Origin of the sequence: Klebsiella sp. WP4-W18-ESBL-05 (assembly GCF_014169075.1) — a bacterium.
Taxonomy (GTDB): domain Bacteria; phylum Pseudomonadota; class Gammaproteobacteria; order Enterobacterales; family Enterobacteriaceae; genus Kluyvera; species Kluyvera ascorbata_B.
In genome coordinates this window covers 3,752,579-3,773,774 of record NZ_AP022057.1, presented here as the reverse complement: position 1 = coordinate 3,773,774, position 21,196 = coordinate 3,752,579, and the positions used below count along the sequence as shown (strand labels likewise).

Genomic DNA, 21,196 nt, shown 5'->3' with positions numbered 1-21,196 from the left:
TTCTATCACTAATTACAACAACAGACTGCCACCAGACAATCTGGTACTGCATAAGTTGTTCTTACAATAAAAAGCCTATTGTTTTTTATCTCTAATGCATTTAAGCAGCATCATTAATTCGCCCGATACGCTGATATCCAGATAAGGTTCAGCAATGATTAATATTGAGGCAACTTTCTCTAATCCTGAATACTCACAGCCAAGACAAGCCCTTTCAATTTGAGTCGCTGAAATCCTTGGTGCGCTGAACAAGAACTTCTGCTGCTGAGAAGCAAAAAGCCATCGTTTTACAAGCAACGCTTCCAGTGCTGTCTCCGTATAGTTCTTCACCAGCCTTGACACCTCTAATAACCGGCATGAATTTTTCCATAGCTGAACAGGTGTTAATGAATGGCTCTGTAATGCCAGCAGTGCAGATGCTGCCTGTTGGTATATGTTATTCCCAGGCGCTTCTCCATGCAAAACAGCAATAAGTCCTTTGAAGTTCGTAGAAGGTTCAGCGATATGCTCAAGTGCATCGCTCCATGAATTTAAAAGCGAAGGCAACACAGAGCTTTCCGAAAAACTTGTTATACAGGCGGCAAGAACTATTTGGCTATTTAACACCCATGATGCTTCATCCTTCCAGTAATCCCCTGGAACTGGAGGTATCTCCCCAACCTCATGGGTGTCAATATTATTTTGTTCAACGGTTTTCATGTAGGACATACCTTCATGCACCCCGATAAGAGTTGGAATCAATTTATCAAATGTTTTTTCTCTGAACAGTGACTCCAGCGCCAACATCCGACCGTAAAGTACCGAATTTAATGGCATCCTTCCTTTTGTTGCCATATGAGCACGTTTAGTAATTTTATCTCCCAAGGATAAAAAATCCTCGGTCGCTGCCAACAATCCCCACGAACCACTAATATCAATGAGTCGGTGATCAATAATTTTTTCATGGGGTTCCTGATTGCTGCACATCCCTGGCAGGGGCACTACTAAGTCATGTTCAGAATATCCTATCGTTTCAAAATGAACCCATGCGATACAGTGCCTAACCGTGGCATGTAAGTGGTGGGCTCGTATATCATCCTTGGTTTCAATAGACGGCAGACAGTCCAACACGTCAGAAAAGAGAAGCAGAGATTCTTTTTTCTTATCTGAACGCCATAAGGAAACAGCAGCATCCGCCATTAAACCAACTCTTATTCTTATTTGTATCTTTGATTTTCCGGTAATTTCCGCACCTTTTTGGAAAAAAACGGCTGACTTTGACCAGTCGTTCAATTTAGCAAAAGCAATGCCCATATACCGGCAGGCAAAGACATAATCCACATTACCAAAATCAGGCAAGAGCAAGGCTTTCTGGAAAGAGTGTATCGCATCTGAATAACGCTCTGCATGAAACAGTACCTTGGCACGCTGGTTGCTCAAAGTTGCATCATCTTTAAATTCCTTATCCGCTTTGTCCAGCACAGATAAAGCCTCATCGACTGAGTGCTCATATTCATCATAAATGACTGAAATATTGGACAAACAAGCTTTATAGAGTCTTCTCGCCCCCCACTCGCGGGCTTTTGTTTCTGTAAGTCGGAGTATATGCAGCGCTTTCTGAATATCCAGTGAACTGCCTTTTTCTTCTTTCCAGCAAGATTGGTTAATTAAAACATTCGAAAAATCAGTATCAATGTCACAAACAGCAAGCAGCCTATTTCTTTTATCTTCCTCAAGGAGGTCAAGCGAAGTAATAAGCTCAAGGAGATCATCCAGCCCATTTATTCTAACTGCCTGATGAGAAAACAGAAGTGTTACCGGATCGTTTGTATCAATAGAATATTCTCCGGGATAAGGAGAAAAAGACACATTATCTACGACACCACTGTCCAGGGCATCCATCATAGAACTTAGTAATCTGACCACAGTTAATGACGGAATATGTACACTTATATTAGCTAATATAATACCATAGGCCATTAAGGTTGAGAGATTCTTCTGCTCTTCAGGCGTAATTGAAGCAACGATTCCTTCTATTTTAAGAATACTCGTCAATACCTTCGCTTCTTGTGACGAAGACACAAGAAGCTTGAATTGAAGTAAACGAAGTAGCAATTCAGGCATTGCTTCATCATCAATAATCGTTTGGCCCGGATTCAAGTCTACCTCTGCAAACCAGGACATTGAATCACGAAGGTAACTCAAATGTTTATCGCTCTCTCGAATAAGCTGACTCGCTAGAGAAATAAGTATCGTTTTTTCTTTCGCCAAGAATGCGTGCAGGAATGCATTCGCCACATCGTACTGGTTGAGTTCTTTTTCATTAACAATACTGTGCGCAATTTTTATATGAACGGCGTTAATCTCGTCTTCAGGCAAAGTATCGTTGGCTGCTCCGGCCAACAACGGGGATACTCGATAAAGGTCGCTACCTTCCTTTTCAATCCAGGGACCGACGAGTGTATCAAAAATCTCACCAGGCAATCGAATGGGAGGCGGTGCTCCCGCAATGGTGGTAACAATATTACGCCGGAAAGATCCTGAAACGAGACTAAGCCTATAAGCCAAAACCCTGGCAGCATCAGAAGGGAACTCCCTGACAAGACGGCTGCGGGCTTCTTCTTTTATACGCTCTACATCCTCAGGTCGTAAGATGTCATCAATCGTTGTAGACCACCCTCGACTGCTTAATGTTCTGACCCTGGCGTGCACTAGTTGTGGGTGTCCTCGGGTGGAGTAATAAATCCCCCGCCCAGTTTGAGAAATTTTTTTCGGATCATGGAGCCCGTGTATTTTAATTAACGCTCCAATCTCCTGCTCGTCAAAATAGGGAATGGCTTGTTCGCTCTCCTGAGAAAGCCACAGCTTAGGGAATAACGGCATGGGGGGCTGCTTCTGACCTGTCACGACAACCCTGCCTTTATTTTGCATAGCAGTGAAAATCAGCGTGATAAGTTCACTCTCAAAGTCTGCAATGTCACTCAAATCCAGATCGTCCAGCACCAACTGGATTGGCAGGGTGGATGTATTGACTTCTATTGCTGCACGGGAAAGCATTTCCCTTATTTGATCAGTGGACCGTCCCCGAAAACTCCCCCATCCCCAACGCCCACCTATTTTGTCAGAAAGCAAGGCCGCAAGGTTTGTTTTACCCGTTCCGCTGCTGCCGTGTAAAAAAAGCACTTGAGAAGACAAAAGCTGTCGTTCTAACTTTTCGACAAGGACAGTTCGACGCACTGCACCCTCTACAACCGGCAGTGGCCTCCCAATCGTAGGCACGCGCGCAAGCAGTCTTGATATTTCGCTAACTTCTGCATTATCCATGAACTGCTGCAAGCCGCTGTTCCTTCGCAGACTATCCAGCTCATTTTTAGGGACAGACTCCATGGTAGCCGACTCGAATGCATCCCAAAAACCTGTTTGAAAAAGTGGTTTTGAACCTTTTGTAGAAAGTAAATCTGCGACGTGTTTAAGGAGATGCGGTAGCACTTGACGTGAATAATGCGTATTAATGCCGAGTTTTGAACCATGCAATTTGAGCTTATCTTCAATGACCAACTGCAAAGCATCTTTTTTCTTATTTCCCAAATCCCACTCAATTCTATTGATGAGTTTGTGGCAGAGAATATCCACGGGCGCAGACTTCACGAATTCCATAAGCGCGGGGTTCAACGGGAGCGTTAAAAGAAATGAACGCAATGGCTCAACCTGCTCAGTGTTTGGGCGGCACTTCTGCCAGTATTCAAGCCCTTTTTGATTTTTCCCAAAGGGGGCGCCTTTTTCATCGACAGCTGAGGCTGTCGTCAAAAATCGTAAGGTAACATCGTGATGGGGATTGTTCTGCTGCAAAGACCAGAAGTTGTTAAGCGTCTCGACAATTTCAGGCGAACGAAGCGTTAGATTGCCGGATAAGTCTTTGACTTGAGTGCCAATAACGGACTGCCCTGAACAGATATCAAAGTCTTCCGCGCATTCAAGGAACAAAATTTCGCTTTCATTGAGATTGATCCATGCAAGGACACTCTGATAAATCTGGTAAACGTATCCGCGAATACTGTCAGTAGCATCGCGCTTTGCATCGGTTTTATGGCTTGGCGTCGCAGTCATTTAGGCACCATCAATTATCCCTATGCCAAAAGTATACTCCAGCTGATTGTGCAATTCTTCTTGTTAGTCATCAACTTGTTCAGGCTGAAGCAAAGCCATAAAGCTTTACCACCATCGCCCCAGAATGCCAACCTGTGCACATTGTTCGTAGCCCGCGATCCTATATTGGTTTTGACTGTCGGGATGTTGAACTTTTCTGCGGTCAAACATACGCGTATCTGTTCTTGCTCTTTCTGTTTCAGAAGTCCATTTTTCCTTGCTCTGTTGCTGACGGCGGGCATGGCTGTTTACGCCGTTCAATTTGACGGCTTCGCGTTTCTGTTTATGCTCAGTACGGGGATGCCGGTTAAAACTTCGGCTTCAGCCTGCATGCTGAATCCCCATAAAAAAGGCCCGCGATAAGTGCGGGCTGGGCGTTGTGTGCCTGTGGGGGCAGCTATCCATGCTTATCCGGCCCATGTTGAGGACCAGTACATTGATGCCATCGGCTTCCACCATCAGGTATAATTTCATGGCTGCACCTCGCGGTATTTACCTGTGGTGATATCGGTCACCACTTTGTAATTGTTGCGGGTCGTTAGCCCAATGGCTTGGCGGGGGCGGAGAATATTGATACTGGTGAGAAGCGGCGGCTGAGTTTCTGCATTAAAACCGCGACGGTCAATTCGCACCAGGTCGTATTTCTCCACAATAAAATTCACCGCGTCGCACAGTGTGATCCCGGCGTTGATATGCTCTTGGATCACGCCATCGTTGCCAAACGGCGTGTCGTTCAGCGTAAGGCCGTAGTGGCGGTTCAGCAGGTAGCTAAGGAGGCTCTGCCGCTAGAGGCAGCAGGGTTTAGGCAAGTCAGTGTAGTTAGCGCGGTGAATATCGGCAGGTCATAATTGGGCTATAAATGGCATTACGCGACGCCAAAAGAGCTTTCCACTGACATCGTATTTGGTGAGCCCCAACCTACAAGACGGGCGGCGATAGTCTTTATTGGCCTCCACTGGAGGCGGTGAAGATATTCAACTGATCGGCTCAGCAGGTATGAGGATGGCAGGATTTAGTCTTCATATACCTGTGGACTTAATCAACCGTCAGAGCCCGACACACCCGGCATTGCTTTTGGTATAAGACTGATTGAGAAGGCGTTTGACGTTTTTGTATCCAAGCCTGTTGGGAAAGTAAACACAGTGATCAGTAACTTGTAGTACTGGTAGTGATTGCAGTCGTAATGCTGATTTTGCACGCTACGACAGGTATATTCTGTTTGGTATCTGTAGAAGCTGTCATGGTACTGACTCTGCATGTACCAGGTAGGTTAGATTTAATAATGAACGGCGCATTAGCAGGAGGATCTTTTTCTGGCTTAGTTGTATTGTGTGTGACTAACAAACTAAATACGAGCATAGCTACAATGGTAAATGTGATGTTCTTATTCATGAGGTTTCCTTTTGGAGTAAAATATGAATTACTTCACCCAAAAGGAACCCTAGTATCTGCTAGTTAAAGGCTATTATAATCCAGATACGTTTATATAGAAATGACCGTTATTATCATCAGTTTTCTGTATCCGGTAAGTTATTGGAAGAGAATTTTGCAAGTCTGGTTTTGTGAACGTTAAATCAGCCGCACACTGATAAACATCAAGGCCTGATTCATGGCTTATTGTTCTGACATTTTCCACTGTAATCCGCACATCCTTATCCAGTGTCATGCCTTTCTCTATTGTCTTTTTGGCAATATCCACGACCAGATTTTTTGCATCATCACTACTGCATTTTGGCGTTTTCTCGCCGCAGCCAGCCAGCAAACCAGCAGCAATTAATACCAGAAGTATTGCTCTTTTCATTTATAGTTCCTTGGTTAATTAATGTGATCTTGACCCTCCATCTCCGAACAGCTTTTGTATCTTAAGTTAACGATGTCCGCTGCCGCCGGTATTCCCTCGGGGAGTGATATCCCAGCGCGCTGTGCGGGTGGTTTTCATTGTAATGCGTGAACGCTACTGCAAGGTTTCGCAGTGCTGTTCTCACATCCGGTTTTGGCATGAACGCGATATAGTCTTCTTTCATCGTTTTCACGAACCGTTCGGCCATGCCATTACTCTGCGGGCTGCTCACCGCTGTTGTGCAGGGCTCCAGATTCAGCTCTCTCGCGAACCTCCGCGTTTCATACGCGGTATACGCTGAACCGTTATCCGTCAGCCACTGCACCGCTGTGTCGGGCAACCTGTCGCCGAAGCGCTTTTCCACCGACCTCAGCATCACATCCTGCACGGTCGAACTGTCATAGCCTCCCGTGCTTGCTGCCCAGTCTATGGCCTCACGGTCGCAGCAGTCCAGCGCGAACGTTACCCGCAGTTTTTCGCCGTTGTCGCAGCCGAACTCGAAGCCATCTGAACACCAGCGCATATCGCTTTCTGCCACCGCTATCTTGCCCTTATGTTCACGCTTCGGTCGCTCTGGTTTGTGATGCAACAACAACAGGTTATGCTCGCTCATTATCCTGTAAAGCCGTTTGGCATTCACAGGTGGCTGTCCCTCTGTGCGACGTTGCTTGCGCAGGATGCCCCACACGCGTCGATAACCATAACTCGGCATATCGCTGATAATGTTGAGGATAGCCGACAGTATTTCTGCGTCTGCTTCTTCATTACGCCGGTTACAGCGCCTGTCCTGCCAGTCGGCAGAACGGTTAATCCGCAGTGACAGTTGCGCACGCGACACGCCCATGGTCCGGCTGACCATGGCTATTCCCCGTCCTTTGGCAACAAGGGCGCGTGCGCTATCCATTTTCGCGACTGACCGTACTCCACGGCTTCTTTCAGGATCTCAACTTCCATCGTTTTCTTGCCCAGAAGGCGCTGAAGCTCCCGGACCTGCTTCAGAGCAGCAGTAAGCTCAGAAGCAGGAACGACTTCCTCTCCAGCCGCAACGGCGGTGAGGCTGCCTTCCTGATATTGCTTCTTCCACTTAAACAGCAGGCTGGGCTGGATACCATGCAGGCGGGCGACATGGGAGACATTCATACCCGGCTCCATCGTCTGCTGGATAATGGCGATCTTCTCCTGAGGAGTTTTACGTTTACGGACTTCTTGCCCTAACAGGATCCCGGTCATCTCAAAATTGGCGTTAGTGTTAGACATATATTCAAGCCTATCTCTTATCTGGAGATACAGCTACTGTCCGGTGTTTCAGGGGGCTACATCACTTGGTTAATTAATGATACTTTTATTTCTTATTAAATAGACCATCCATTGCGCCTGCCGCAGAAGCCCCGCAGTATCCATCGCAACCACGAGTCATAATGCTGGTCTTCCCGTTTTTCAGTTCACTAATTACTGCAACACACTGGCTGGTATTGTCATTCCAGACCCAGCGACGCTTCTGGCTTTCTCCGGCAGCTATTTGTTGTGCTGTACCCTCCATATTGCATACGCCCGAACCATTCCCCGTTGAGGCATTAATGTTGAATTCAGCATTGCCCTTTCCCAGATTCAGGGTTAGAACCGCTCCGGGTTTTACATATTGCGCTGCTGCGACAGGTAGCGTTATGGCTGTCATCAATAAGGCCAACAGTTTTCTGTTCATTAATTAATTCCCTGCTAAGTGATACGGATGTTTTTGGTGATTTTCCCCAGTGCCAGCGGTCTGCGTTTTTCCACAAAGAAATAGACCACATTGAAAGCTGATTTACGGTGATTCCCTCGACCGAGAGAGGGCCAGTTGCGGAAGGATTCAATCTGTTCTTCTGAATAAGGCGTGTCAGAGAAGTCAAACAGCACAAGCAAGGCTTTGCCATTGTGCTTCATCAATTTCTTTACTTCTGTACTGTTGACGGTCGCGGAGACATTGGAACGTGACGCAGTTGGTTTACGTACTGCAAACTCAACGGCCACATCGTCAATGACAAAATCAATGTAACCGTGCCCGGATACAGTTCCTGGCAGTTTGCTTTTTACTTCCGGTGAGACGTTATCTGCAAACCAACCCAGCAAATAGCAACGTACCAGAGGCAGTAATTCCCGCTCGCTACATTCGTTCAGACGCAGTGTTTTGACGAACTCCCTGCGATAAAGAGAACTGAAAAAATACTCAAAGCATTCCGTTATTTCAGTGATGGTGGTTGCCATGACTGCATCCTTTACCTGCTTTTAGGTCCAGTTTTAAGGGCATACCTTTCCGGCCATAATGTTTCCGGTGTGGTATCCAGAGCCCCGGCAATAATGCGCTCAGCTCTGGGATAATGACGCTCTAAGGCGTTATTTAATGTCCGTGGCGCAAGGCCGTGACTGCGTGACAGTGACGCCAGCGTTAACCCTCGCTTGTGAAGTGCTGCCACAATATCGGCACGATGCCAGTTCCCTGAACTTCCTTTGCTTTGCTTTTTCTGCGATGCTGTTGAGTTACGCACAGTATTAACTCCATGGAATCAGTACATGGATATTAAATGCGAATAAAAGATACCTTTCAAGTTCTTTTGGTATCTATTTATGGGTTTTCATATTAACGCATTGATATCTGGTGAAATTTATATGAGCAGCAAGAAAGCAGTATCGTCTATACCGACCCATCCTGAAGCTTCTGTTGAAGAGGGAAAAGACTGGCTGACAGCAGAGGAATTCACTCATATTGAGGGGATGCCGGGCACTGCGCGTGGCGCCAGGATGCGCCTGGAGAAGCTGGCATCTCTGCACCCGGAAATACGTCGTAAAAGGACTGCCGGGAAAGGCGTGGTTTACCATATCAGCGCAGCCACAATGTCGCTTGATGATGAGAGAAACAGGGCTAAGGGTGAAGCGTTTACTCTCACCGACAGCGATCGCCAGCTTAGCCTCTGGATACAGTTGTATCGCAATATGTCGCCAGCTTCGCGGGCGCAACTGATGGAGCAGGCCCTTAGGCTGGTAAAAGATGATCTGATGTCTAAGGGGCCTGAAGTTTCTGAGCTGGCGGTACAAATCATGAAGCTGCCCGAAGATAAGCGTAAGAGCCTCTTTGAAAAGCTGAATGGGAAGGTGTGATAACGTCAGTTTTCCGCCATGCCAGACAGAAGGAACCACCCCGGAATCCTGACCTGTCTGACATGGCAGAATGGAAAGTATGCCATCACTTAATAATGAATAAAAACCTATTGTCAGTTATTTCATTTCTGAACTACATATTAGTTTCTCGTTGTTACTATTTGCATTGAAAGCATATTTTTGATATAATACTATTGCTGATGAACTATATTTTACCCAGTCAGTACGTTGTCATGCACTTACCATTTATTCGGTGATTAAACCCCACCTGTGCTGGTGCAGACATAACGTCTTATCAGAATATGTTGAACAGGAAAATCACTGATGAATATTGTCCATCAGGAAGGGCTGGCTATGCCCGTCGATCAGGAATTAATCAATATCATATTAAATGAAGCGGGAAATCCACCGCCGCATAAAGCCAAAATTACAGCCGTCAGTCTGTTATTTAAAGACCTGGGTTACAGCGCTGGAAAGGGCGGTTACCATCCCGTCGAAATACGGCTTATTTCACGCAATTATGAATGGTATTTCGATTACATTACCGACTTCAGTTATATGGGGACGGTATATCCCGAACTGGAAAAGGAAATTGATTTTAGCTGGAGTCAGCAATATGTCTTTCTGGCTCATGCTGGTGACCTGCCTGTTAACGCCGGAAGGGAGTTATTTGAACTCTGGCAATCCAACTTTATTCAGTATCACGCCATGAACGTCTACACCATTACTGTCCTGTGGGAAAGCTAATCCCGCCACACTAATTATCACTACTTTATGGGAAATTGTCTGTGACTGATAGCAGAGGGATACGTGCGTCTCAACAGGGCGAACTGGACTGTCTTTGCGGTGCTTACTGTGTGGTTAACATGCTGAGCTGGCTGTTTGACGGCAGGGTGAAACGACGCCCGTTAATGAACCGGCTTATTCAGACCTATCAGCAGCGCTGGCCTTTGCATGAATGGCTGACTGAAGGGATTGAAGAGGACCGTCTGTACTGGTTGATAGCTCAGGTATTGCAGAAAGGGTATTACAGCCGCCAGTTCCCGGTTCAAATTACCAGACCCTTTGCAGGGAAGCGAGGGTTATCGGACGGGCGACTTTTCAGGGAAATGCAGCGGTTTCTTGACGTCACTGACCACTCCCGCCTGATTATGCTCAGCGACCAGTTTCACTGGTCCCTTCTGGTCAAAATAGATGAAGAAACGCTCTGCTTCTTTGACAGCAACGGGCGAACCACCATGCCCCGCAAAACATTCTCCCTGCGTACTGGCGTAACCCGCCGCCAGCTGTTTCCTGACGCCATTTACTTCATTGAACGGGAGTTCTGAAATGACCCTATTTACCCAACGTGAAACCCGTATCCTTGACCAGGCGCGTGACATTATCAGCCGGTATTACCAGCGTGGGGTTCAGCTCTGTTCCCCTGATGACGTACGGCGGTGCGTAATGGTTGAGCTGGCACCGCTTGAACATGAAGAGTTTGGCATCATCCTGCTCGATAATCAGAATCAGCTGCTGCACAAGGAAATCATGTTCAGGGGTACGTTAAACTCGGTCAGCGTTCACCCCCGTGAAGTTATTAAGCGTGTGCTGAAACATAACGCCGCCGCAGTCATCCTTGTCCACAACCACCCCAGCGGCGAGCCTGAACCCAGCCGTTGTGACATCCAGTTGACCAAAAAGCTTCAGGAGCTGCTGGAAATGCTGGATGTGCGGTTACTTGATCACTTTATCGTGGCAGGAACTGAAACGGTGTCGATGGCTGAGCGAGGACTGGTGTGATGCTGAAAGTTACCTGGTTTAATGTACGTTATTGCGGGTTAGGCGCATGAGCAGGACTGCGTTACGTCAGGTCGTGTCTATGGTACAAACAACCGTGTTTGATGCGTATATTGGCGGTCTGGCTCCCTCGGGGCGGAGAGGTATCACCAGCCTGTTAAACCGCAGTGCCGGCATACTTAAACGCGGTGCGTGTGCAGATAACTACCCGTGGGAACAACTTAACTACGCCGCCGTCGCTAAAGTACGTGCGGCACTGCTGGATGACGGTTACGCCGTGTCGTCGGTGAACATGGCGCTGTCAGCACTGCGGGGCGTGGCACAGACGGCCTTTAACCTCAATTGTATGGATGCCGAAGCGCTGGCACGTATCCGGTCAGTGAAGCGTGTGAGCGGCGATATCCAGCGTAAGGGAAGGGCGCTGGACAAGCAGGAAATCCGGGCACTGATTCAGGCTGCAAAACAGCATCCGCAACCGGTACGGCGCTACCGTGATGCCGCTATTGTGCTGATGCTTTGCGGAACGGGCCTGCGGGCCGGGGAACTGGTTAAACTTGAGCGCCGGGACTATGACAACGGCATCCTGACAGTGAGGCAAGGGAAGGGGCGTAAATACCGCGAAATTCACGTGGCGGATGCAGTGGATAAGGCTATCCGCGCGTGGCTGAAAGTTGGCGCAGAGGAGGCTGAAAGCGCACTGTTCAGCCGTATCCAGCGCAATGGTAAGGTCGCCAGCCAGCCTCTGACAACAACCGGGTTAACGGGTATCTTGGCTGAATTACAGCAAACGTCAGGCATAGCACGTTTTACCCCACATGACATGCGCCGTACTTTCATCACCCGGTTGCTGGAGCAGAGCGTGGATATCAACACCGCCCGCCAGCTGGCAGGCCACAGCGACGTATCCACTACGACGCGCTATGACTGTCGTGGTGAGGGGATGAAAATCAGTGCCAGCAGACGGCTCAAATGCTGGTGACGGTATCATTTACCTGTATGGTGAGAGTATGTCGCTACGAGCAATTTCACCCATTTTGTTTATTTTCGATTTTCATCAAAAGCTTTAGTACTTTCTCCGGGTTTAGCATCTTTTCTACGTCCTTCTCTGTCCATGCTTTAGGGGCCATTTTTTTGTCTGTCAGGACGTCAGCAATAGCGCCAGGCCTGTCAAACCCTCTGTTGATCATGGTCTCCCTGATGGTTTCGTTATCCTTGCCTCTCATTTTCAAACGATGAACATGTTTGAAAACTCGAATCAGCTCCTTAGCTGAAGCAGTTCGGGGATTGAATACATAAACAATGTAATGAGCATCAATCAGTGTGGCCAGTACCTCGCTAAAACGCCGACCTGTCCCTGATTTCCTTGTAAGCATGCCCTCATGACCATAGAACACGCATAACTCCCGTAATCTCGCCTTAACCTGTGCATTCATATTGATTGAGAAAGCACTTCCAATCTCCTCTTCGAGTTTTTCCCGGCTGGCTATAACCCGGATCACGGCATCACTTGTTTTCTGCTTTTTCATTAAGCCTCCAATGTTGTAGTCAACCATCACATGAAAAAGCAACCGTTGCTTCGTGGAAGTATAAAACCTGAACTGATTCGAAAGAGCAACAGTTGCTTCATGAAACGATTAAGCCTGAACTGACCCACAAAAGCAACTGTTGCAATTTTGATTTCTCGACTATGCAACTGTTGCTTTTGGTATTTTTGACCCAAATAGGGGGGGAAATGATGGTTGTAAAAGCCTGTTCGCATCAGCCGATGCGTAACTTAAACAGGTGCGTTATGACCACAATTCGTATCATCAAAGTCCCGGAAGTTCTTGAGCGTTGTGCCATGAGCAGGGCTTCGCTCTACAGAATGCTCCAGCGTAATGAATTTCCGCGGCAGGTCCGTATAGGTATTCGTTCGGTAGGTTTCTACGAGCATGAAGTTAACCAGTGGCTGGCTGACCGCCAGCGTGTTCAGTAAGTGCATGAACGTCTAACAGCACGTTATTAGCGCACTTAAAAACATGAACAGAGAACATATTAGTCAAAGCTGACGCTGGGTTAATTAAGCCAACGGTGAAGAGCAGTTACTAATAATAACTGTACGGGAAGCTATTGCTCTCTGTTCCCCACTGGGTTAATACCTGAGAGGAACAACAATGACTAAGAATAGTAACTGGCTTAACAGGAAGAATATTGAGCTCAACATATCAAATGAAATCTGCTGTAGTAGCTATGGGCACCGAATGACAATGCGAGCTGATGGTATTACATCAGTTTCTAGCTTCCATAGTGAAGAAGAGAAAGAGGAGTTCTTGCAGAAGCTTGAGTATGTGCTTGGGAGGCGCTGGAAACAGTATCGTATTGAACGTAAATCGACGCAGAATAAAGCGGGTAAGCCTCATCCCTATAAATATGGACTGTCAGTGTACCGGAAGGGTGATGACTCACCCATGCTTCTGCACATCAACTGGGGACCTCGTCACGTCAAGACAGGTGGGATACGCTTCGAGTTCCGGCCGCAACACATGGATGCAAAAGCGATGGATCACATGCTGGAATGGCTGAGCGATCGGCTCGGTGCCATTTTCTACCGTCTGTTAGCGAGATCTTGGGTAACTCGTATTGATGTCGCTCTGGATGTGTATGGTTGCAAGCTCAATGACTATGTCTGGGATCTAAAGGGAATATCTGTCTTCAAGGACCACGTGAATTTTAAGGGGCTAGACTGGCCCCATGAATCTCCAGACAGTTGGTATCACTTAAATTAGTGATAGTCTTAATACTAGTTTTAGACTAGTCGTTGGAGTCCGAATGATTGATGTTCTAGGTCCAGAGAAGCGCAGACGGCGCAGCGTTCAGGAAAAAATCGCCATTGTTCAGCAGAGCTTTGAGCCCGGCATGACCGTGTCGCTGGTCGCCCGTCAGCATGGCGTTGCTGCCAGTCAGCTGTTCCTGTGGCGTAAGCAATATCAGGAAGGCAGTCTCACTGCGGTTGCCGCAGGTGAACAGGTTGTACCCGCGTCGGAGCTGGCATCTGCAATGAAGCAAATTAAAGAGTTACAGCGCCTGCTGGGCAAAAAAACCATGGAAAACGAGCTGCTGAAAGAAGCCGTTGAATATGGCCGACAAAAAAAGTGGATAGCGCACGTGCCCTTGTTGCCGGAGGATGGCGAATAAGCCTTGTCAGTCGTTGCCTCCGGGTCTCACGTGCGCAACTGCATGCCATGGCCCGTCGGTCGAAGGGCTGGCAGGATCGTCGGTGCAAGCGCAAGCCTGATGATACTGAAGCGCTGGCTCGTATCCATACCGTTATCGACGATCTGCCCACCTATGGTTATCGTCGTGTATGGGCACTGCTGCGCAGACAATCAGAAACTGACGACATGGCGGTGATCAATGCCAAACGCGTATACCGCATCATGCGTCAGAATGCGCTGCTGCTTGAGCGTAAACCGGCAATACCGCCCTCGAAGCGGGCGCATAGAGGGAAAGTGGCCGTTGGAGAAAGTAACCAGCGGTGGTGCTCCGACGGCTTCGAGTTCAGCTGTGATAACGGTGAAAAACTGCGGGTCACGTTCGCGCTGGACTGTTGCGATCGCGAGGCACTTCACTGGGCGGCAAGTACCGGTGGATATGACAGTGAAACCGTGCAGGACGTCATGCTGGGTGCAGTAGAGCGTCGCTTCGGTAACAGGCTGCCGACATCCCCCGTTGAGTGGCTGACAGACAACGGTTCAGCCTACCGTTCTCATCAGACGCGTCAGTTCGCCAGAATGGTAGGACTGGAGCCAAAACATACGGCGGTACGTAGTCCAGAAAGCAACGGAATGGCGGAGAGCTTCGTGAAAACGATGAAGCGCGACTACATCAGCATCATGCCAAAACCTGACGGGTTAACAGCGGCAAAGAACCTTGCGGAGGCCTTCGAACATTACAACGAATGGCATCCGCACAGTGCACTGGGATATCGTTCGCCACGGGAATATCTGCGGCGGCGAACCAGTAATGGGTTAAGCGATAAAAAGTGTCTGGAAATATAGGGGCCAATCCAGGGGCTGCCTGGGCTGAACTTAGGCGGGAAGAGCGAGCTACGGTTTAACCTTTATGAGAAGGTATATGCAGGTGTGCTGAACTCGCTGGGTTTTAACCAATGTAGTGAGGTTGTATTAAAAGATGGCAAGGCTAGGCAGGAACAGTTCATTGAGATCAATCAGGAGGAGTTTGAAAAATTTCTACGCATAGAAGCTCGTATTATGCCTGGTCGTCGTTCTGGTTCATGGTCTGTCACCCTTGCGGAACTCACTGAGCTTAAAAACCCGTTCGGGCACATTGTGGTTTATGAAGGAAAGCTTAAATCCGTTCTTGTTAATGACTTCATTGAGTCATCGCGGCCAAAGAGTAACAGCGCCAAAGCCTGGGCCAAGCACGCCATGGGTGATGTAAACAGCCGTATGTCACGAAGGTTAAAAAGGGCGCTGGTAACGCATGAAACGGAGCTATTCAACAAGAGTGAAGTTTGGGCTTACTGGCATTCTTGTGTTGCTGCGCTGGGTACAATAATCGCAGAGTTAAAGCCAGTGAATGCAACGAAGAAAGAGATGGCTGTAAGCCAGTTCATCGAGTCGAAGCCGAGTAAAAAGAGTAATCCCCGGCGATTAACAAGGCGCGAACAGGCGCACCCGAAGCGTAAACATCGGGATTAAACTGGCGTGATGGCGGTCATAAGACCGCCATCTGCTAATTGGGTAGTGGGATAAGATCATCTCTAGTGGGCGGGTGTGCTGCATTACTAACACAAGGCAATACGTAGGCTGCATCAACATATCCGGGAGTTGTTTATGCTAGCTAAACTTCAAGCTTGCAATCGCAGCTCTTATTAACTTTTTCTCTGAACATTCTGGCTGCACTGTTATAGCTGTCGATAAGTTCATTTAATAGTTTTTCGATGCTAATATCTTCTTCGCTTTTCCTGCTGGATTCGATAATTCTCTGAAAAAAATCTTGAATGGAAGGTTCCAGACTATGCTGTTTTTCAGCCAGCAAATCTTCTAGCGTTTCCCAAGGGACATTGGAAAATTTGGCCGTTGTGTCGGCAATAGCATCATCAACGGCTTTCTGCTTTTTGTTATCTTTAGTTTTTCCAAATTCTCTGAACATGCGTTCAACATGTCTAGCAGAATTTGCTACTCTCAGATTATGCATCCGAGTTTGAGGGCTGGGCTCTTGTGGGCAATAGACAACTACGTTATCCACTTCTGGGCCTAGAACTCTCCTCTTCCACTGATTGAATGTTTCTCCCTGAACAACCCCAGGGACTTTGGAAAGATGCGGTTTTCCATCAAAATCAACAATTACCGAGTGGATCTTTAAGATTTGATAACAGTAACGCTCTTTAGCTGCCACTTTGTTCCTTCCCTTAGGAAATTTTTATTTACTATCTTGCCATAACAGAGTTGTCACGCAACATAGATTTGTTGATTAGCTTTTCGCTGAAATCGTTCAAAGAGGATATCGGGAGGGTATGTAGATGCGTTAACTCGCCTAGTTGCTAAAAATGGGCGATCAACACTATTCAGCACTGGCAGGCTAACCATGATGAAAACATTTGGCGCTTTGAAAAAAGTGATTTAGTGATTGCGGCTTTGTAGGCGAGCCTGGTCTCTGACTGTGCAATTCTGCATTCAGCGCTGAGCAGGGTTGCGGTTCTTCATCAGTAATTCGGCCATAAGCAAGGGGCTGTATTCCGCTTCGTCATCAGTCTGTTGTATGGCGACCAGTCCGGCAGAGTCACAGGTCAGTTACTTCACTGATTGGTCAGCCAGAAGCGGAGGAGAGATACATTATTTGTGAAAAAGCACCGCTTTAAACCGCCCACCGTTGCAGGGTTTTGGCGTGTTAGACCGGTTAACTACCGGTGTAGTTTTGTGTCAGATCTGCACCTCGTACAATAGTAGGGGTAAACCGGCGATGGCTTTTTATTCCGAACATTGACCTTAGTACTCTGGTATTAACCGCAGGGATTAACGATTCAACCCATAGCACAGGATCCCTGTTTGTATTTACGATTCTGTATTTTTGTTAATTATACTGGTCAATGCACTCCTCAAGATAGTTATCAGGTATAACTCTATATTACTCACTATATAGTATGTATATGTCACTGCCATATTAATAGTGATAATGAGCAGCAGAGATATATAGCGGTGGGAGCGTGGTAATATGTGAGTGTGAGTGATATGAAAAAAATTGGCCTTCATTAAGGTATTCGTAATTGATGTTGTAAATTTCAGCGTTGTAAAAAACAACTGTGTTTTTTGTGTTATGCAACTTTCAATTACGAGGTATTCTGTGAAATATTCTGTGGGTTATATTATTAAACGTGGCATTCTGGTTACACTTGATACTTATAATAAGTTCATTGAGGATGTACATAACATACCTTTCATTGGGAAAGATGGTCGCCAGTCTCCGTCATACTATCTGGATATTCAACGGTTTTTGCAGCATCTGATTTGTAATAACTTCCTTTATGCTAAAGACACCCCGGAGGATAATCCATGGACGCAATACTCGCCAATATATAATGAGCTGGGTAAAAAGGAATTACCGTTTGTCTTTAAACAGAATAAATACCTGTGTTGTGACCGGGCGTTAGAGTTGCTGAAAGATGCAGGGATTATAGATATTAAAATTCATTCATGGGGGAATGGGAAAAGTCGTACTTTTGCTTTGTCCAAGGCATACCTAAAACGCTGGTTTGAAGTCTCGCCTGATGACTACAAGCAGCGCGATGACCGTTACATTTATCTGTCTGTGGGTAAGCGTGTTCATAACCAAAAGATCATGACAGAAGAGCAATTGATCCACAAAGCGTTATCGCACTTCAATAAGCCCCGCCATGCTACGCGTCACGTATCCCGTGAAACCCAGCAATATATGCGTCAGGTGTATCTCAACATGGGGGCGTTGCGTATCAACCTTGATAAGCTACAGGCCTACGTTCCTGAAGACGAAAGGGAGGCTGCTCTGAAGTCTCACTTCCTCCAGCATCTGGCTGAACGTGGTTGCAGGATGGTTTCAAGCGTTCCTTTGGTGGTTGAATATTTTCCTGAATACAAACTGGCAGAGCGGGGAACGCGTTCATTTGAGAAGAATGGTGGCTTTCAGGCGCTAAAGGCAGCTATCAAATGGTCGGTAGTTGAAGGCCATAACTACGATATCAAAAGCAGCCAACTGACTATTCTGAAACATGAACTGGAGAGATACGGCATCAAATGTAAGCGGTTGGCAAAGATCACCAAGAAGAAGGTTATGCGTCGGTTCAACGTTGATCAAAAGGCTGCTAAGTTGCTTATCTATACTCTGATTTATTCACTCGGAGAGTTTCGTAAGCATAAGGACAGCGCTGCGTTTCGTAAGCTTTGTGATTTGTATGGCTACAATGAAGCGGTGTGTGTGGCTGATGAGTGGATTGAGTTTGTTCGGCCCGTGAGAAGGGCACTTAACGCGTTGGTGGCGCGTTATCTTGATGAGCATGTTAATTGCCCCGGTCGCGGTTGGGCCATACGCAATGCTGTCCGTCAGTCTTTGATGGGCTTTGTTGAATAAATCAGATTTCGGGTAAGTCTCCCCCGTAGCGGGTTGTGTTTTCAGGCAATACGCACGCTTTCAGGCATACCTGCTTTCGTCATTTTGTTCAGCGCTCGTACCAGGGCCATAGCCTCCGCAACCTGACCATCGTAGTCACGCAGCGTCAGTGAACCCCCGAACAGCTGTTTTACCCGGTACATCGCCGTTTCCGCTATCGAGCGACGGTTGTAGTCTGTTGTCCATTTCCACCGCGCATTACTCCCGGTCAGCCGCTGATTCGCAACAGCACGGTTACGGTCTGCATATTCACCGGGCCAGTAACCCGCGCCTTTTCGGGGCGGGATAAGCGCGCTGATTTTTTTGCGGCGCAGTTCATCGTGACAGAGCCGGGTGTCGTAAGCGCCGTCTGCCGATGCTGCCCTGATTTTTCTGTGAGTCTGCCGGATAAGACCCGGGAAGGCCTCTGAGTCCGTCACATTGTTCAGCGACAGGTCAGCGCAGATGATTTCATGTGTTTTACTGTCAACGGCGAGATGCAGCTTACGCCAGATACGGCGGCGTTCCTGGCCATGCTTTTTGACTTTCCACTCGCCTTCACCGAAGACCTTCAGCCCGGTGGAATCAATTACCAGGTGTGCGATTTCACCCCGGGTGGGCGTTTTGAAACTGACATTAACCGACTTTGCCCGCCTGCTGACACAGCTGTAATCCGGGCAGCGTAGCGGAACGTTCATCAGAGAAAAAATGGAATCAATAAAGCCCTGCGCAGCGCGCAGGGTCAGCCTGAATACGCGTTTAATGACCAGCACAGTCGTGATGGCAAGGTCAGAATAGCGCTGAGGTCTGCCTCGTGAAGAAGGTGTTGCTGACTCATACCAGGCCTGAATAGCTTCATCATCCAGCCAGAAAGTTATGGAGCCACGGTTGATGAGGGCTTTATTGTAGGTGGGCCAGTTGGTGATTTTGAACTTTTGCTTTGCCACGGAACGGTCTGCGTTGTCGGGAAGATGCGTGATCTGATCCTTCAACTCAGCAAAAGTTCGATTTATTCAACAAAGCCTCTTTGATGGTTAAACCTGACAAGATCACCGCGAGTGTTCGTCGGTGTGTTCTTTCGCATATGCTCCAAGGTATTGAGAGTAAGGCGGTGTATGAAGCAGTGCTGGCTAATCCAGGGGGATGCGGCTCGATTGAGCATGATGGGATGGTGAGTAACTGTGAGATATGCTGGAATCACCCTTATCTTGAATTGAAGACAAAACATTAAACATTAAACATTAAACATTAAACATTAATCTAATCTTGACCCGCCACCTTCATACAACATTATCTATAAAGATGTGGCAGCGCGTAAACGCAGGAAGTCAGATGTGATGCGCCGGAAGCTGCTGTCGCGCATGCTAAAGGGGCTGGAAAGTCAGTCTGTATACGATTATGTTGCCAGCCATAAGGGCGTTTGCGCACTGGAGCACGATGGGTTTGTTTCATATGAGGAGGTTACTGAATGGTCCCATCCATATCTTTCGATTTAGCGGAAGCAATAGATAAAATTTAACTCCTAAGGTATTATATATTCGTAAATAATTTCTAGTTGGAGAGTTTTATACATATATATCTTCTGTTGCATCTTGTTGTTTTCTTAATTCTTTATTCAAAAATTTACCTGAAAAGTCGTTTAAAACGCTCTAGAAAGTTCATGCTTTCATAATCCTTGAGTTTTAATTCATTAATTTTTTCATTGAATGAATTACCTCTGTTTTTTTCATTATCTAATTGCGTTAGCAAAGAATTATTAAGATGTTTTGTATTATCGATTGATTCTTTTAGCTTAAATATTTCCTGTTTCATTTCTTTTATTGTTGATTCAAATGATTCTTTTTTTTCAGTTTCTTTTGCCAGCTGGCCTTTAAATGATTCAATCTCTTTTATAGCCTTAATAATCGTTTCATTTTTTTTGTTAATTATAAATTTATGCTCATTTAACATTATAGGGTCAGATAATATTTTCATATAAACAATGTTATTAAATTTGCTCTTTAAAAAGTTATAATATCGTTCCATTTCATCTTCATCGATATCAGTATTGTTTAATTCTGAATTGAGCCTCATCTTATCCGATAATGAAACTTCAATTATGGGTATGTTATGGTCTTGAAAATCTTTTATTTTTTCATAACTGCATTTGTGAGTTACTTTAACTTCAATGGCTACTTTCCCCCCCCATTTCCTGGCTAATTCTATTGGTTTGCTAAAAAAACCTACTAGATCAGGATAATAAATTGATCCATCTTCGAATTTGATTTGTAAGTCGTCTTTTTTTATATTGTCGAATTCAATTTCATAATTTTTATCTTTATCTTGAAAATTTATTTTTTTCATTTCCGATAAAACTAGAATTGCAGTTTCATGAGATATGTATTCTGAATCAGAATCATGGCTTTCGGTAAATGTTGTTGAATCAGATTTATATCTGAAAAAGGCGGTTTTTGTTTTTTTAACTGGTGTTAATTCTGCTCGTTTATCCTTGTTAGATTGTGTGCTCATAAAGGTTAGCAAAGAAAGCTCTTTAGGGTTTTCTTTTCGCATCTTAATAACCTCCCAAATAAAGAATAATCGCTCTTTATTTGTTTCTTTATTTTTAATGTATTCCTCTTTGTTATCGATGGCGTATGCCCAAATTTTCTTTCTTGCCATCAAAACCTCTCCTTATATTTTAATGTGTGCTGAGAT

General features: G+C 46.3%; 21 protein-coding genes and 1 pseudogene. 11 read left to right on the top strand and 11 right to left on the bottom strand.

What is annotated here, in order from left to right:
* Nucleotides 1-75: 75 nt before the first annotated feature.
* Entirely contained in the window at nucleotides 76-4,086 is a 4,011-nt protein-coding gene (locus tag H7R58_RS17975) for a tetratricopeptide repeat protein (protein ID WP_182930119.1), read from the bottom strand.
* Between H7R58_RS17975 and H7R58_RS17970 the strand changes: the two genes are divergently transcribed.
* Entirely contained in the window at nucleotides 4,066-4,488 is a 423-nt protein-coding gene (locus tag H7R58_RS17970; protein WP_182934454.1) for a hypothetical protein, read from the top strand. The genes H7R58_RS17975 and H7R58_RS17970 overlap by 21 nt on opposite strands.
* 107 nt (nucleotides 4,489-4,595) lie before the next feature.
* Here the strand turns inward: H7R58_RS17970 and H7R58_RS17965 are convergent.
* The 6 genes and pseudogenes from H7R58_RS17965 to H7R58_RS17940 form a co-directional block, all read right to left on the bottom strand.
* Nucleotides 4,596-4,907, bottom strand: a pseudogene (locus H7R58_RS17965) (TA system toxin CbtA family protein); the annotation flags it as partial.
* A gap of 683 nt (nucleotides 4,908-5,590) precedes the next feature.
* On the bottom strand, nucleotides 5,591-5,926 hold the full coding sequence (locus H7R58_RS17960; RefSeq protein WP_182934453.1) for a lipoprotein: 336 nt from the start codon (nucleotides 5,924-5,926) through the stop codon (nucleotides 5,591-5,593).
* 61 nt (nucleotides 5,927-5,987) lie between these two features.
* Nucleotides 5,988-7,195, bottom strand: a protein-coding gene (locus tag H7R58_RS17955; protein ID WP_089617520.1) for an IS3 family transposase whose coding sequence is annotated in 2 segments (ribosomal slippage) — nucleotides 5,988-6,874 and nucleotides 6,874-7,195 — 1,209 coding nt in all. Because the reading frame shifts where the segments join, the coding sequence is not laid out codon by codon here.
* 112 nt (nucleotides 7,196-7,307) lie between these two features.
* Nucleotides 7,308-7,667: an acyl-CoA dehydrogenase gene (locus tag H7R58_RS17950; RefSeq protein ID WP_182934452.1), complete on the bottom strand. Its 360-nt coding sequence runs from the start codon at nucleotides 7,665-7,667 to the stop codon at nucleotides 7,308-7,310.
* Between the two features lie 14 nt (nucleotides 7,668-7,681).
* Nucleotides 7,682-8,209 carry a hypothetical protein gene (locus H7R58_RS17945; RefSeq protein WP_045911232.1) on the bottom strand — a complete coding sequence of 176 codons (528 nt, stop codon included), beginning with the start codon at nucleotides 8,207-8,209 and terminating at the stop codon, nucleotides 7,682-7,684.
* Nucleotides 8,210-8,220: 11 nt separating this feature from the next.
* Complete coding sequence (locus H7R58_RS17940) at nucleotides 8,221-8,490, bottom strand: helix-turn-helix domain-containing protein (RefSeq protein WP_024154144.1); 270 nt, start codon at nucleotides 8,488-8,490, stop codon at nucleotides 8,221-8,223.
* Nucleotides 8,491-8,611: 121 nt separating this feature from the next.
* Here H7R58_RS17940 and H7R58_RS17935 point away from each other — a divergent pair, with 121 nt between their 5' ends.
* The 5 genes from H7R58_RS17935 to H7R58_RS17915 all read left to right on the top strand — a co-directional run bounded on the left by H7R58_RS17935 (nucleotide 8,612) and on the right by H7R58_RS17915 (nucleotide 11,858).
* Entirely contained in the window at nucleotides 8,612-9,100 is a 489-nt protein-coding gene (locus H7R58_RS17935) for a hypothetical protein (protein ID WP_045911233.1), read from the top strand.
* A 354-nt stretch (nucleotides 9,101-9,454) separates the two neighbouring features.
* Nucleotides 9,455-9,847 (top strand): DUF2787 family protein, encoded by a 393-nt coding sequence (locus H7R58_RS17930; RefSeq protein ID WP_182934808.1) that lies wholly within the window; start codon nucleotides 9,455-9,457, stop codon nucleotides 9,845-9,847.
* A 119-nt stretch (nucleotides 9,848-9,966) separates the two neighbouring features.
* Nucleotides 9,967-10,428, top strand: a complete 462-nt coding sequence (locus H7R58_RS17925; protein ID WP_182934807.1) for a hypothetical protein — start codon at nucleotides 9,967-9,969, stop codon at nucleotides 10,426-10,428.
* 1 nt (nucleotide 10,429) lies between these two features.
* The gene (gene radC / locus H7R58_RS17920; protein ID WP_079937436.1) at nucleotides 10,430-10,882 is read left to right on the top strand and encodes a RadC family protein; all 453 of its coding nucleotides are present in this window, start codon (nucleotides 10,430-10,432) and stop codon (nucleotides 10,880-10,882) included.
* Nucleotides 10,883-10,928: 46 nt separating this feature from the next.
* The gene (locus H7R58_RS17915) at nucleotides 10,929-11,858 is read left to right on the top strand and encodes a tyrosine-type recombinase/integrase (RefSeq protein WP_182934451.1); all 930 of its coding nucleotides are present in this window, start codon (nucleotides 10,929-10,931) and stop codon (nucleotides 11,856-11,858) included.
* 46 nt (nucleotides 11,859-11,904) lie between these two features.
* On the opposite strand, the gene H7R58_RS17910 is transcribed toward H7R58_RS17915, so the two are convergent.
* Nucleotides 11,905-12,405: a hypothetical protein gene (locus H7R58_RS17910; RefSeq protein WP_182934450.1), complete on the bottom strand. Its 501-nt coding sequence runs from the start codon at nucleotides 12,403-12,405 to the stop codon at nucleotides 11,905-11,907.
* 263 nt (nucleotides 12,406-12,668) lie between these two features.
* Between H7R58_RS17910 and H7R58_RS17905 the strand changes: the two genes are divergently transcribed.
* The 4 genes from H7R58_RS17905 to H7R58_RS17890 all read left to right on the top strand — a co-directional run bounded on the left by H7R58_RS17905 (nucleotide 12,669) and on the right by H7R58_RS17890 (nucleotide 15,579).
* Entirely contained in the window at nucleotides 12,669-12,854 is a 186-nt protein-coding gene (locus tag H7R58_RS17905; protein ID WP_032160635.1) for a helix-turn-helix transcriptional regulator, read from the top strand.
* 178 nt (nucleotides 12,855-13,032) lie between these two features.
* Complete coding sequence (locus tag H7R58_RS17900; RefSeq protein ID WP_227674927.1) at nucleotides 13,033-13,644, top strand: hypothetical protein; 612 nt, start codon at nucleotides 13,033-13,035, stop codon at nucleotides 13,642-13,644.
* Nucleotides 13,645-13,687: 43 nt separating this feature from the next.
* Nucleotides 13,688-14,916 (top strand): IS3 family transposase gene (locus H7R58_RS17895; protein ID WP_094333936.1). Its coding sequence is split into 2 segments (ribosomal slippage): nucleotides 13,688-14,003 and nucleotides 14,003-14,916, totalling 1,230 coding nucleotides; the frame shifts between segments, so codons are not numbered across the junction.
* A gap of 84 nt (nucleotides 14,917-15,000) precedes the next feature.
* Nucleotides 15,001-15,579, top strand: coding sequence for a hypothetical protein (locus tag H7R58_RS17890; protein ID WP_227674926.1), 579 nt, complete (start codon nucleotides 15,001-15,003; stop codon nucleotides 15,577-15,579).
* A 142-nt stretch (nucleotides 15,580-15,721) separates the two neighbouring features.
* Here the strand turns inward: H7R58_RS17890 and H7R58_RS17885 are convergent, their stop codons facing one another.
* The gene (locus H7R58_RS17885; RefSeq protein WP_160956564.1) at nucleotides 15,722-16,279 is read right to left on the bottom strand and encodes a hypothetical protein; all 558 of its coding nucleotides are present in this window, start codon (nucleotides 16,277-16,279) and stop codon (nucleotides 15,722-15,724) included.
* A 945-nt stretch (nucleotides 16,280-17,224) separates the two neighbouring features.
* On the opposite strand from H7R58_RS17885, the gene H7R58_RS17880 reads away from it, so the two are divergent.
* A complete protein-coding gene (locus tag H7R58_RS17880; RefSeq protein ID WP_182934449.1) occupies nucleotides 17,225-18,484 on the top strand; it encodes a hypothetical protein in 1,260 nt (419 codons plus the stop codon).
* 41 nt (nucleotides 18,485-18,525) lie between these two features.
* Here H7R58_RS17880 and H7R58_RS17875 read toward each other — a convergent pair whose 3' ends face one another.
* Together H7R58_RS17875 and H7R58_RS17870 are read right to left on the bottom strand one after the other, a co-directional pair.
* Nucleotides 18,526-19,494 (bottom strand): IS5-like element IS903B family transposase, encoded by a 969-nt coding sequence (locus H7R58_RS17875; RefSeq protein WP_077255787.1) that lies wholly within the window; start codon nucleotides 19,492-19,494, stop codon nucleotides 18,526-18,528.
* A 631-nt stretch (nucleotides 19,495-20,125) separates the two neighbouring features.
* The gene (locus H7R58_RS17870; RefSeq protein WP_182934448.1) at nucleotides 20,126-21,160 is read right to left on the bottom strand and encodes a hypothetical protein; all 1,035 of its coding nucleotides are present in this window, start codon (nucleotides 21,158-21,160) and stop codon (nucleotides 20,126-20,128) included.
* Nucleotides 21,161-21,196 lie beyond the last annotated feature (36 nt).